Genomic DNA, 12,529 nt, shown 5'->3' on the forward strand with positions numbered 1-12,529 from the left:
GCCGAAGGACGGATCACACGGTTTCGAGCACCTTTTCCTGCCGGTCCGGCTCCTTGACGGACCGGAAGCGCAGCCCGCTGATCGCCACGCCCAGCCCAACCAGCGCGAACACCACCGAGATCACGACCGCCGAGCGGAAGGTGGCGATCGGATCCCCGGACCCCGTGGTCAGCACCGCCGTCACGATCGCCAGCACCACCGCCCCGCCGACCTGCCCCGAGGTGTTGAGCAGCCCCGACGCCAGCCCCTGCTCGTCGTCGTGCACCCCCGCCACCGCCTGGATGTTCAGCGACGGGAACGACAGCGCGAACGCGATCCCCAGCAGCACCATGCCCGGGAACACCAGCCCCCAGAAGCTGGGCGTCTCGTCGGCGCGCAGGAACATGGCGTATCCGCCGATCAGCGCGACCGTGCCGACCGCGATCAGCTTGCCGGTGCCGAACCGGTCCGCCAGGCTGCCGATCTTGGTGGAGGTGATCGCCACCAGCAGCCCCGCCGGCAGGAACGCCAGCGCGGTCTCCAGCGCCGACCAGCCGAGCATGTTCTGGAAGTACTGCATGGCCGCGAACTGGAACGCGATGTACGACCCGAACAGGATCATGATCCCGACATTGGCCCGGGCCAGGTGTCCGGCCCGGAGGATGCCGAGGCGGATGAGCGGATGCCGTACCCGGCGTTCGAGCCAGAGGAAGAGGGCCAGGAGTCCGAGTGACGCGGCCCCCGTCAGAGCCGTACGCGTCACGCTGACTTCTGGCGCCTCCACCACGGTGAACACCAGCAGCAGCATGGAGGCCGTGATGGTGATCGCCCCCAGCACGTCGTAGCCGCCCTCGGCGCGGTGGTCGTTCCTCGGGATCAAGCGGCTGCCCAGGAACAGCGCCAGCAGCGCCACCGGGACCGGGCTCAGGAACGTCCACCGCCAGCCCAACTCGGTCAGGAAGCCGGACAGCACGAGCCCGAGGGAGAACCCGCTGGCCGCGCACGCGGTGAAGATGCTCAGCGCCCGGTTCCTGGCGGGCCCTTCCGCGAACGTGGTGGTGATGATCGACAACGCCGCCGGGGCCGTGAACGCCGCACTGACCCCCTTCACGAACCGCGCCGCGATCAGCAGCGCGCCATTGTCGACCAGCCCGCCCAGCAGGGATGCCCCCGCGAACACCCCCAGCGCGACGAGCAGCACCCGCCGCCGCCCCAGCAGATCAGCCGTCCGACCACCAAGAAGCAGCAAACCCCCATAACCCAGCACATAGCCACTGACCACCCACTGCAGGGCGGCCGTCGACATCCCCAGCTCGGCCTGGATGGACGGCAACGCCACGCCGACCATCGAGACATCGAGCCCATCTAGAAAGACCACAGCACAGAGAACGGCGAGCAGCCCCCAGAGGGCGGCCCCCCATCGCTGATCTCGGGCAGATGATTCCATGGCCGGGACATTACATGCACATGCATTCAATGCACAAGCATTTAATGCGTTTGCATATATTATCCACGCATGCTATCTTCTGGCCCGGGAGGACTCATGAACGACACCGACGTCGTCACCGCCTGGCGCCACCTCCTGGCCCAGCACGCGACGATCGTGTGCGCCCTGGAGCGCGAACTACACGACAAGCACGACCTGGGCGTCAGCGAGTTCGAGGTCCTCGACCGCATGTCCGAAGGCGACTGCAAATCCCCCGACGGCAAGTTCCGCGTCCAGGAACTGGCCGAATGCGTCCACCTCAGCCAGAGCGCCCTCTCCCGCCTGATCGCCCGCCTCGAACGCGACGGCCTGGTCACCCGAGCCCTCTGCCAGGCCGACCGCCGCGGCATCTTCGTCACCCTCACCGAGAAGGGACGGCTCGCATGCGATGAGGCCCGGCCCACCCACCGGGCCGTCCTCGGCGAGCATCTGTGAGCTATTGACCAGAGACCCGTCCAACCAGGCCCGTCCAGGTCGCGACTCTCAATTACGCCTCGATGCGGTCGATCACCAGCGGTAGCAGGGTGGGGTCGCTCGCGGCCGAGACCTCGTAGGCGCCGTCCAGGGACTGCAGGGCGCGGTCGAAGCGGGCGGTTTCGTCGGTGTGCAGGGTCAGCAGTGGCTGGCCCACGCGGACGATGTCGCCGGGCTTGGCGTGCAGGGTGATGCCGGCGCCGAAGGAGACGGGGTCCTCCTTGCGGGCGCGGCCCGCGCCGAGGCGCCAGGCGGCCACGCCGACGCCGAAGGCGTCCAGGCGGGACAGGACGCCGGAGGTGGGGGCGGTGAGGGTCATGGATTCGGCGGCGTGCGGGAGGAGGGCGTCGGGGTCGCCGCCCTGGGCGGTGATCATGCGGCGCCAGGCGTCCATGGCGGAGCCGTCCTTGAGGGCCTGCTCGGGGTCCTTGCCGGAGACACCGGCGGCGGCGAGCATCTCGCGGGCCAGGTGCAGGGTGAGCTCGATGACGTCGGAAGGGCCGCCCCCGGCGAGCACCTCCACGGATTCCTCGACCTCCAGGGTGTTGCCGATCTTGAGGCCGAGGGGGCGGTCCATGGCGGTCAGCAGGGCCACCGTGCGGACGCCCGCGTCGGTGCCGAGGGCGACCATGGTGGCGGCCAGCTCGCGCGCGTTGTCCACGGTCTTCATGAAGGCACCGGAACCCACCTTCACGTCCAGGACGAGCGAGCCGGTACCTTCGGCGATCTTCTTGGACATGATCGACGAGGCGATCAGGGGGATGGACTCGACGGTGCCGGTGACGTCGCGGAGCGCGTAGAGCTTCTTGTCGGCGGGGGCAAGGCCAGTCCCGGCCGCGCAGACGACCGCACCGGAAGCGCGGATGACGGCCAGCATCTCGTCGTTGGAGAGGTTGGCGCGCCAGCCGGGGATGGATTCGAGCTTGTCCAGGGTGCCGCCGGTGTGGCCCAGACCGCGGCCGGAGAGCTGCGGCACGTACGCGCCACAGGCGGCCACCAGCGGGGCCAGCGGGAGGGTGATCTTGTCGCCGACGCCGCCGGTGGAGTGTTTGTCGGCGGTGGGCCGGTCCAGCGCCGACCAGTCCATCCGCTCGCCCGAGCGGATCATGGCCTGGGTCCAGTCGGCGATCTCGCGGCGGTTCATGCCGTTGAGCAGGATCGCCATGGCCAGCGAGGACATCTGCTCGTCGGCCACCTCGCCCTTCGTGTACGCGTCGATCACCCAGTCGATCTGCGCGGTGGACAGCTCCCCCCGGTCCCGCTTGATCGAGATAACCTCGACGGCGTCGAATGCCATGCTCTCCCCCACTTACCGCGACAGATCATCAGGCCCGAAGGCGAACGGCAGGATGTCGGCCATCCGCCACGGCCCCTCCGGCGTTTCCAGCAGCAGCTCGGGACCGCCCTGCTCGAACAGCAACTGGCGGCAGCGGCCGCACGGCATGAGCAGCTCGCCATGGCCGTCCACGCACGTGAACGCGACGAGCCGCCCCCCGCCCGAGGCGTGCAGCGCCGACACCAACCCGCACTCGGCGCACAGGCCGAGCCCGTACGAGGCGTTCTCCACGTTGCAGCCGACCACGATCCGGCCGTCGTCCACCAGGGCCGCGGCCCCGACCGGGAACTTGGAATACGGCGCGTACGCGTGCGTCATCGCCTCCGCCGCGTGCTCCCGCAACAGCTCCCAGTCAATCGTCACTTCGCCTGTCCTCTCCGGTACGGCAAGCCATCCGCGGCCGGCATCCGCAACCGCTGCGACGCGAAGGCCAGTACCAGCAGCGTAGTCAGGTGCGGGGTGAAGGAGGTGAACTGCTCGGGCACCGTGTCGGTGATCATGAACACCGCGAGCACCGCCACCGCGCACACGCCCGTGATCAGGGCGGCGCGGTTACGCGACAGCCGTACCAGCTGGTAGACGCCGACGGCGGCCAGGAGCAGGGCCACGACCAGGAGCAGCGCGTGCACCGAGGTGCCGCCCTGGCGGAGCTGGAGGGCGTCGGTGTAGCCGAACAGGCCTGCGCCGGCCGCGAGGCCGCCGGGGCGCCAGTTGCCGAAGATGACCGTGGCCAGGCCGATGAAGCCGCGCCCGCCGGTCTGGCCCTCCCGGTAGGTGCCGGCCGCCACGATGGACAGGAACGCGCCGCCGAGCCCGGCCAGCGCGCCGGAGACGATCACCGCCACGTACTTGTAGTAGTAGACGTTGACGCCCAGGGATTCGGCCGCCACCGGGCGCTCGCCGCAGGAGCGCAGGCGCAGGCCGAAGGAGGTCCGCCAGAGCATCCAGATGGAGAACGGCACCAGCAGGATGGCCAGGATGGTGAACAGCGAGACGTTGGTGGTCAGGCCGCGCAGCAGCCCGGCGAGGTCGGAGACGAAGAACCAGCGCTGGGTTTCGAGGGTGCGCAGCGGATCGGCGCCCTCGAACAGGACCCACCGGTTGTCCCCGCCGGGACCCCACAGGCCGATGCTCTGCATGGCCGGGATGCGGGGGGACTGGGTGTCGCCGCCGCCCGGCATGGTGGAGAAGATCAGGGCGGACAGGTATTTGGCGACGCCGGTGCCGAGCAGGATGATGGCCACGCCGGAGACCACGTGGTCGACGCCGAAGGTGACCGTGGCGATCGCGTGCAGCACTCCGGCCGCCGCGCCGCCGAGCGCTCCCGCGACGACCCCGACCCAGGGGTTGCCGGTGACCAGCGCCCCCCACGCGCCGAACCAGGTGCCCAGGATCATCATGCCTTCGAGGCCGATGTTGACCACGCCGGAGCGTTCTGACCAGAGCCCGCCCAGACCGGCGAGCCCGATCGGCACCGCCAGGTAGAGCGCGGCGCTCACGGTGCCGCTGGAGGTGATGTCGTGCGCGCCGGTGACGATCCTGGTGAGCGAGAGCAGGACCAGCAGCCCGGCGGCGCCGAGCAGGATGACCGGCCAGGTCACCCGGAACTTGCCGGTCGGCGGCACGGCGACCGCCGGCGTGGTGGTGACGGCGCTCACGCGGCTGCTCCTTCCATGCCGACCGGGGCCGACAGTTCCCGGCTGACCCGGCGTTGCTCGGCCGCGATCCGGTAGCGGTGCACCAGCTCGTACGCGATGACGACCGCGAGCACGATCACGCCCTGCATGATCGTCACAATCTCCGGCGACACCTTTTCGAGGCTGAGGATGTTCTGCGACACGTCCAGGAAGCTCCACAGCAGCGCGCCGAACGCGACCCCGATCGGGTTGTTGCGGCCGATCAGGGCGATGGCGATGCCGGTGAAGCCGAACCCGGGCGGGAAGTCCAGGCTGTAGGAGTAGGAGGAGCCGAGCAGCTGCGGCATTCCGACCAGGCCGGCCATCCCGCCGGAGATGAGCATCGCCACGATGACCATCTTCTTGACGTCGACCCCGCTGGCCACGGCCGCCGGTTCGGACAGGCCGGTGGAGCGCAGGTTGAAGCCGAACCGGGTGCGGTTGAGCAGCACGTGGAACCCGATCCCGACCAGGACGGCCACCACGAACAGGCCGAAGACCTCGTTGGGCGCACCCGGGATGAGCGGGATGCTGGGCACGTGCCCCGATTCGGGGATCGGGTTGGTGCCGATGTTGTTGCTCCCGGCCACCGGGACCGCCCACTGCGCCAGCAGCCACGCCCCCAGGCCGGTGGCGATGGTGTTCAGCATGATGGTGGAGATGACCTCGCTGACCCCGCGCCTGGCCTTGAGCACGCCCGCGATGCCCGCCCAGGCGGCGCCGACCGCCACCGCGACGATCAGGATCAGGCCGATGTGCAGCGGTTTGGGCAGGGTGACCGCGCCGCCGACGGCGGCGGCGATCAGGGCGGCCAGCCGGTACTGGCCGTCCACGCCGATGTTGAAGAGGTTCATCCGGAAGCCGAGCGCGACGGCCATGGCGGACAGGTAGTAGGCGGAGGCCAGGTTGATGATCCCGACCAGGGAGCGGGGCGTGCTGCCGTACTCGACCATGGCCAGCAGCGTGTCGACGGGCGGGTGGTCGGTGAGGATCAGCACCACCGAGGTGATCACCCCGGCGAACAGGATCGCCAGCACCGGCGCGGCCAGCGCCATCAGGCCGTTCAGCTTGATCCGGCCGAGCAGCCGGTTGACGAAGGTGTCGGGGGTCTGAGGGCTCATGCTTCCTCCCCGGCGCCGGTCATCGCCGAGCCGAGCTGTTCCGGGGTCACGTTCGCCGGGTCGACGTCCGCGACGATCTTGCCGCGCAGCAGCACCTTCAGCGTGTCGGACAGGCCGATCAGCTCGTCCAGGTCGGCCGAGATGAGCAGCACGGCCAGCCCGGCGGCGCGGGCGCTGCGCAGATGGTCCCAGATCGCGGCCTGGGCGCCGACGTCGACGCCGCGGGTGGGGTGGGAGGCGATGAGGAGCACGGGGTCGCCGCTCATCTCCCGGCCGACGATCAGCTTCTGCTGGTTGCCGCCGGAGAGCGCGGCGGCGTCCACGTCGATGCCGGGGGTGCGGACGTCGTACTGGGCGACGATGCGTTCGGTGTCGGCGCGGGCGCCCTTGCGGTCGATCCAGACGCCGCCGGAGTTGTGGCCGAGGATGCGGTTCTCCCACAGGGGGGCGAGCAGCAGCAGGCCGTGGCGTTGCCGGTCCTCCGGGATGTAGCCGATGCCGGCGTCCCGGCGGCGCAGCGTGGACCAGTCGGCGATGTCGGTCCCGGCCAGGGTGATCTCCCCGACCGACGGGCGGATGCCCATGATGGCCTCGACCAGTTCGGCCTGGCCGTTGCCCTCCACTCCGGCGATGCCGAGGACCTCGCCCTTGTGGATGGTGAAGGAGACGTCCTCCAGCAGCAGCCGGCCGCCGCCCTCGGCCCGCATCTGGTCCATGTAGAAGCTGGCCGGGGTGCCCTTCGGGATCGGCCGCCAGGCGGAGGCCGCCATGGTCAGGCCGGTTACCTGGAGCGCCACCACGTCGGTGACCGTGGACTCGCGGGTCTCGGGGCTGGGCAGTTCCGAGCCGACCATCAGCTCGGCCAGCTGCCGGGCGTTGACGGACTTGGGGTCCACGCTGGCCACCGTGGTGCCGCGGCGGATCACCGTGATCGCGTCGGCGACCTTGAGCACCTCGTCCAGGTGGTGCGAGATGAAGATGATCGTGATGCCCTCGCGGACCAGGCCGTGCAGGTTCTCGAAGAGCTCGTCCACCTCGTGCGGCACGAGCACGGCGGTGGGCTCGTCCAGGATGAGGATGCGGGCGCCCCGGTAGAGCACCTTGAGGATCTCGACCCGCTGCCGCAGGCCCACGCCGATGTCCTCGACCAGCACGTCGGGGTCGACGTCCAGGCCGTACGCGTCGGAGATCTCCTTGATCTTCTTGCGGGCGGCGGCGAAGTCGAGCGCGATGCCGCCCTTGCGCGGCTCGCTGCCGAGGACCACGTTCTCCAGCACGGTCAGGTTGTCGGCCAGCATGAAGTGCTGGTGCACCATGCCGATGCCGGCGGCGATGGCGTCCGCGGGGGTGTGGAAGGAGACTGGGGAGCCGTTGATGCGGATCTCACCCTCGTCCGGCCGCTGCATGCCGTACAGGATCTTCATGAGCGTGGACTTGCCGGCGCCGTTCTCGCCGACGATGGCGTGGATGTGGCCCTTGGCCACGCTCAGGTGGATGTCGCGGTTGGCGACGACGCCCGGGAATCGTTTGGTGATCCCGTCCAGGGCGACGGCGGTCTGGGTGCTGATCTCGGCCTCCCGAAGGAAAGTAAACCAAGGGGCCCGGCGTTGCAGCTACCGGGCCCCGCGGTGTCATCGGGTCAGGCGCCGGTCGGAACCGTGATCTCGCCGCTGATGACCTTGTTCTTGAACTCGTCGATCTGGGCCTTGATGTCGTCGATCTTGCCGCCGGTGATCGAGTAGTCGACGCCGCCGGCCTTCAGGTCGTAGACGGTGATCCCGGGCTTGACCGTGTTGGCGGTGAAGTTCTTGATGAAGTCGAAGACCGCGACGTCGACCTTCTTCAGCATCGAGGTGATGATGACGTCGGCGACGGTCGGGTCGGCCGTCTTGGCCTGGTCGGAGTCGACGCCGATGGCCATGCCGCCGGCGGCCTTGGCGGCCTCGAAGACGCCCGCGCCGGAACCGCCCGCGGCCTGGTAGACCACGTCGGCGCCCGCGTCGAACATGCCCTCGGCGGCCGTCTTGCCCTTGGCCGGGTCACCGAAGCCGGAGAAGTCCGGGGGCTGGGTCAGGTACTTCTTCTGCAGCTTGATGTCCGGCTTGACGGCCTTGGCACCGGCTTCGAAGCCCGCCTCGAACTTGTGGATCAGCGGCACGTCCACGCCGCCGACGAAGCCCACGCTGTTCTTGGTGGACTTGAGCGCGGCGGCCACGCCGACCAGGAACGAGCCCTGCTCCTCGGCGAAGACCAGGTTGGAGATGTTCGCGCCCTCGGCGGCGTCGTCGACGATGGCGAACTTGATCTCGGGGAACTCCTTGGCGACCTTGGTGATCGCGCCGGAGTAGGCGAAGCCGACCGCGATGATCGGGTTGAAACCGCCGGTGGCCAGGAGGCGCAGGCGCTCCTCCTTCTGCGCGTCGGTCTCGCCGTTGGCGGCCTCGAGCTCGTTGACCTCGACGCCGAGTTCGGCCTTGGCCTTGTCCAGGCCGGCCGCGGCGGAGTCGTTGAACGACTGGTCACCACGCCCGCCGATGTCGTATGCGAGACCGACCTTCGCCGAGGCCGCGGCGGGGGCGGATGACGAGGCGGCCGGTGCGCCGCTGGGAGCGGCCTCGGTGTCGTCACCGCCACAGGCGGCGACGGCGAACAGCATGGCGCTCGCCGCGGTACCGGCGATGAGCCTGCCAAAACGATTGCGGAGCAAGGTGAACTCCCCTTCCGTGACGTCCAACTTCCGTCGCACGCGCGAAAGGAACGCACGGCAACCCTGCACGGAAGATAGTTGTTTGACCTGCAACTACCAAATGCTCACGCAAGTCCGCAACAGGTCCGTTATCCAGCTCAGTCCTGCCTGTGACCAGGTCAACCGGTGGGGACCTTGATCGTTCCGTTGATGATCTGCCGCTTGAGCGCGTCCAGGCGGGGCACGAAGTCGCGAATGTGGCCGCCGGTGGTGGTGTAGTCCACGCCGCCCGCCTTCAGGTCGTACGTGATCGGCCCGGCCTTCACCGTGCCGCGGAGCACGGTGACGATGAAGTCGAACACCGCCACGTCAACTTCTTTGACCATGGAGGTGATGATCCGGCCGCGGACCGATGGGGTCGCGCTCTTGGCCTGATCGGTGACCACCCCGATCGCCCATCCCCCCGCAGCGAGAGCCGCCTCGAACACGCCCGCCCCGGAGGAGCCCGCGGCCTGGAAGACGACGTCGGCGCCGGAGGCGTACATTCTGGCGGCGGCGGTCCTGGCCAGGGCCGGGTTGGAGAAGCCGCTCAGGTCCGGCGCCTGGCTGAGGTACTCGACCTGGATCCGGTCCTTCGGCCGGACGTGCGCGATGCCCGCCCGGTAGCCGACCTCGAACTGACGGATCTGCGGCGCGTTCACGCCGCCGACGAAACCCAGGTTGTCCTTGGTGGACTTGAACGCGCCCGCCGCGCCGACCAGGAACGCGCCCTCGTTCACGGCGAACACCAGGTTGGTGATATTGGCCGCGGTCGCGGAGGCGTCGTCCAAGAGGGCGAACCTGAGCCGGGGGAACTCGGCCGCGACCCGCTTCACCGCGGCCGCGTTGGGGAACCCGACCCCGATGATCGGGTCGCAGCCACTCCTGGCGAGCAGCCGGAGCCGCTCAATCCTCGGGGCGTCGCCCTCGCCCGCCCAGGCCTTCAGCTCCTTGGTCCGCAACCCGAACTCGACCTTGGCCCGGTCCAGACCGAACGCGACCGAGTCGTTGTACGCGTGGTCGCCGCGCCCGCCCGCGCCGTACATCAGCCCGACCGTCGTCCCGGCCCTCGGCCTCGGCACGGGCTCGCCCTCAGGAGCCAGCCCGCCGCAGCCGACGAGGGCCAGGACCAGCGGGACGGTCACGATGACGCGGCGCACTTTCCCCTCCTAGCGACGCTATGTGAATAGCGTCACATCCAGGGTGCAATGCGGAGCTAGCCCCTCCGAAAAGTTTTGGGTCACATGGCGGCGAGCGCGGTCGTGGCCATCACCTTGACGCCGATCCCGATCGCCCGCTCGTCGATGTCGAACGCCGGGTGGTGGATGTCGGTGACCGCGGTCGCGCCCGGGGGCCGCACGCCCAGCCGGGCCAGCGCGCCGGGCACGGACTCGATGTACCAGGAGAAGTCCTCGCCGCCCAGGCTCTGCGGGGTGGGCACGGCGGCGCTCTCGCCGATGAACTTGCTCACCGCGTCGTTGAACATCTGGATGCTCTTGGCCTCGTTGACCGTGGCCGGGGTGCCCCTACGGTAGTCCAGCTCGACGTCAAGCCCGTACGGCGCGGCGACCTGGTCCACCAGGGACTTGATCAGTTCCGGCGCGGTGTGCCAGGTGTCCTCGTCCAGGGAGCGGATGCTGCCCTGGGCGTACCCGACGTCGGGGATGGTGTTGAACGCGGACCCCGCGGAGATCTGCCCCCAGACCAGACTGAGGCTGGACCGCGGATCCACCCGGCGGGACAGGATGGCGGGCAGCTCGGTGACGATCTTGCTGAGCGCGAACACCAGATCCACGGTCATCTGCGGCCGGGCGGTGTGGCCGCCGGGTCCGGACACCTTGAGCTGCACGTTGTCGCAGGAGCCGGTGATCGCGCCGGTGCGCAGGCCGACCTTGCCGACCTCGATCCTGGGGTCGCAGTGCACCGCGAAGATCCGGTCGACCCCGGACAGGCCGCCCTCCTTGACGACTTCGAGCGCGCCGCCCGCGATCTCCTCGGCGGGCTGGAAGATCAGCCGGACCCGGCCGGGCAGCAGCCCCGCCTCGGCCTGGGACTGCAGGAAGAGCCCGGCCCCCAGCACGATCGCGGTGTGCGCGTCGTGCCCGCACGCGTGGCAGGCGTGCGGGTACACCGACCGGTACGGAACATCCTTCTCATCCTCCATCGGCAGCGCGTCGATGTCCGCGCGCAGGGCGATGAGCGGCCCGTCGCCCCGGCCGATGTCCGCCCACAGGCCGGTGCCGCGGGCGAGCGGGCGGGGGCTGAGCCCGGCGTCCTTCAGCCGCTGCGCGATCGCCTCGGTGGTGCGGTGCTCGTTGAAGGCGGTCTCCGGGTGGGCGTGCAGGTCGCGCCGGAACTCGATCAGTTCCTCGTCGTGCTTGACGAGGAACTGGGCCAACTGCCCGGCGAGTTCGGTCCCCTCCGCGAGCGAGGTCGTCACTGGCGTTCCCTTTCACGTTCCTATGTGGTCAGTCGGTTCGCGGGAGGAATGGCGGCCGGACGTCACGAACCGGTTCTCGGCGAACTCGGTGATGGTGGCGTCCACGACGTCTTCGAGGGTGCCGCCCCCGGCGCGAACGGCCCGCTGGCGTTCGCACGAGCTGCCCTGCTCCAGCACGTCGGTCAGCACGGCCAGCTCGTCGGCGCAGCCGAGCCGGTCGGCGACGGGCTCGAGTTCGCGCTGCAGCTCGTAGAGCATGTCCCGCATCGGCGCGGTGGCGCCCCGGTCGTCGGTGATGACGGTGGCGTCCAGGCCGTATCGGGTGGCCCGCCACTTGTTGTCCCGGACCACCCAGGCGGCCGGTTGGGGTAGCGTGTAGCCGCGGTCGAGCTGCTGGTCGAACTGTTGCACGAGACACTGGGACAGCGCGGTGACCATCCCGACCTCCCGCAAGGTCGGAATGCCGTCGAACATCCTGATCTCGATCGTGCCGAAGTCGGGGTGTGGCCGGATGTCCCACCACACCTCTTTGATGCTTCTGATGGTGCCGGCACGCACCAGGGTGTCCATGTACTCCTCGAACTCCGCCCAATCCGCCAATAGATGCGGCGGTCCAGCGGTGGGCAGCGCACCAAAAACGATGGCCCGGCTGGAGGCTAGCCCGGTGTCTTGGCCGCCCCAGTACGGGCTGGAGGTCGTCAACGCCAGGAAATGCGGCAGGTAGGCCGCAAGTGCGTTGACTATAGGAATGACTTTATCTCTTTCCCGGACCCCCACGTGGACATGTACGCCAAATGTTTGGATGCGCCGCGCCAGCCACTGCAGCTCCACGACCAGTTCGGCGTAGCGCTGCATGGGCGCGTACTCGGCGTCCTGCCATTCGCTGATGGCGTGGGTGCCCGTACAGGCCAGGGCGATGCCCCGGGGTTCCACCACGGAGCGTAACCGCTGGATGCTCTTGTCCAGATCGTGTACGGCTTCCGCCGCCGTGTGGCAGATATCGGTCACGATCTCGATCTGCGACTCCATGAGCTCGTGCATGGCCTTCGGCCGGGTGCCCTCACTCAGATCAGGTACGGCGGCGAGCACGTCACGCGCATCCTGCCGGAGGCGCCGCGTACGCGTGTCGACGAGCTGAAGCTCCCATTCGACGCCCAGAGTGGCGCCACGGGACGGATTAAACTCAATCGCCACAACTACCTCCATAGTCCATCGTCTCAGGCACCGTCACTCGGCGTGGCAAAAATCGGCCATCCCGAATTCCTCACCATGAGCGGTTGCGTTCAGTGCAT

General features: G+C 69.1%; 11 protein-coding genes. 1 reads left to right on the forward strand and 10 read right to left on the reverse strand.

Annotation, left to right across the window (positions count from 1 at the left end; genetic code table 11):
* Positions 1–13: 13 nt before the first annotated feature.
* Positions 14–1,426, reverse strand: coding sequence for an MFS transporter (locus tag Amac_RS44665; protein WP_155360521.1), 1,413 nt, complete (start codon positions 1,424–1,426; stop codon positions 14–16).
* A 96-nt stretch (positions 1,427–1,522) separates the two neighbouring features.
* Between Amac_RS44665 and Amac_RS44670 the strand changes: the two genes are divergently transcribed.
* On the forward strand, positions 1,523–1,900 hold the full coding sequence (locus tag Amac_RS44670; protein WP_155360522.1) for a MarR family winged helix-turn-helix transcriptional regulator: 378 nt from the start codon (positions 1,523–1,525) through the stop codon (positions 1,898–1,900).
* A 52-nt stretch (positions 1,901–1,952) separates the two neighbouring features.
* On the opposite strand, the gene Amac_RS44675 is transcribed toward Amac_RS44670, so the two are convergent.
* The 9 genes from Amac_RS44675 to Amac_RS44715 all read right to left on the reverse strand — a co-directional run bounded on the left by Amac_RS44675 (position 1,953) and on the right by Amac_RS44715 (position 12,431).
* A complete protein-coding gene (locus Amac_RS44675; protein WP_155360523.1) occupies positions 1,953–3,236 on the reverse strand; it encodes a thymidine phosphorylase in 1,284 nt (427 codons plus the stop codon).
* A 12-nt stretch (positions 3,237–3,248) separates the two neighbouring features.
* On the reverse strand, positions 3,249–3,638 hold the full coding sequence (locus tag Amac_RS44680; RefSeq protein ID WP_155360524.1) for a cytidine deaminase: 390 nt from the start codon (positions 3,636–3,638) through the stop codon (positions 3,249–3,251).
* Positions 3,635–4,933 carry an ABC transporter permease gene (locus Amac_RS44685; protein WP_155360525.1) on the reverse strand — a complete coding sequence of 433 codons (1,299 nt, stop codon included), beginning with the start codon at positions 4,931–4,933 and terminating at the stop codon, positions 3,635–3,637. The genes Amac_RS44680 and Amac_RS44685 overlap by 4 nt, the downstream gene beginning before the upstream one ends.
* Entirely contained in the window at positions 4,930–6,072 is a 1,143-nt protein-coding gene (locus Amac_RS44690) for an ABC transporter permease (RefSeq protein WP_155360526.1), read from the reverse strand. Before Amac_RS44690 ends, Amac_RS44685 begins: the two co-directional genes overlap by 4 nt.
* The gene (locus Amac_RS44695; RefSeq protein WP_174900304.1) at positions 6,069–7,640 is read right to left on the reverse strand and encodes an ABC transporter ATP-binding protein; all 1,572 of its coding nucleotides are present in this window, start codon (positions 7,638–7,640) and stop codon (positions 6,069–6,071) included. Before Amac_RS44695 ends, Amac_RS44690 begins: the two co-directional genes overlap by 4 nt.
* A 71-nt stretch (positions 7,641–7,711) precedes the next feature.
* Positions 7,712–8,818, reverse strand: a complete 1,107-nt coding sequence (locus tag Amac_RS44700; RefSeq protein ID WP_246269097.1) for a BMP family lipoprotein — start codon at positions 8,816–8,818, stop codon at positions 7,712–7,714.
* Positions 8,819–8,937: 119 nt separating this feature from the next.
* Positions 8,938–9,957, reverse strand: a complete 1,020-nt coding sequence (locus tag Amac_RS44705; protein ID WP_155360528.1) for a BMP family lipoprotein — start codon at positions 9,955–9,957, stop codon at positions 8,938–8,940.
* Positions 9,958–10,037: 80 nt separating this feature from the next.
* A complete protein-coding gene (locus tag Amac_RS44710) occupies positions 10,038–11,237 on the reverse strand; it encodes an amidohydrolase (RefSeq protein WP_155360529.1) in 1,200 nt (399 codons plus the stop codon).
* 12 nt (positions 11,238–11,249) lie between these two features.
* The gene (locus Amac_RS44715) at positions 11,250–12,431 is read right to left on the reverse strand and encodes a glutamate--cysteine ligase (protein WP_155360530.1); all 1,182 of its coding nucleotides are present in this window, start codon (positions 12,429–12,431) and stop codon (positions 11,250–11,252) included.
* Positions 12,432–12,529 lie beyond the last annotated feature (98 nt).

This window comes from Acrocarpospora macrocephala (assembly GCF_009687865.1).
Taxonomy (GTDB): domain Bacteria; phylum Actinomycetota; class Actinomycetes; order Streptosporangiales; family Streptosporangiaceae; genus Acrocarpospora; species Acrocarpospora macrocephala.

Bases quoted from the DNA above. Each gene is read 5' to 3' on its own strand.
- Amac_RS44690 (WP_155360526.1), bottom strand. From the start codon at position 6,072: ATGAGCCCTCAGACCCCCGACACCTTCGTCAACCGGCTGCTCGGCCGG.
- Amac_RS44675 (WP_155360523.1), bottom strand. From the start codon at position 3,236: ATGGCATTCGACGCCGTCGAGGTTATCTCGATCAAGCGGGACCGGGGG.
- Amac_RS44670 (WP_155360522.1), top strand. From the start codon at position 1,523: ATGAACGACACCGACGTCGTCACCGCCTGGCGCCACCTCCTGGCCCAG.
- Amac_RS44665 (WP_155360521.1), bottom strand. From the start codon at position 1,426: ATGGAATCATCTGCCCGAGATCAGCGATGGGGGGCCGCCCTCTGGGGG.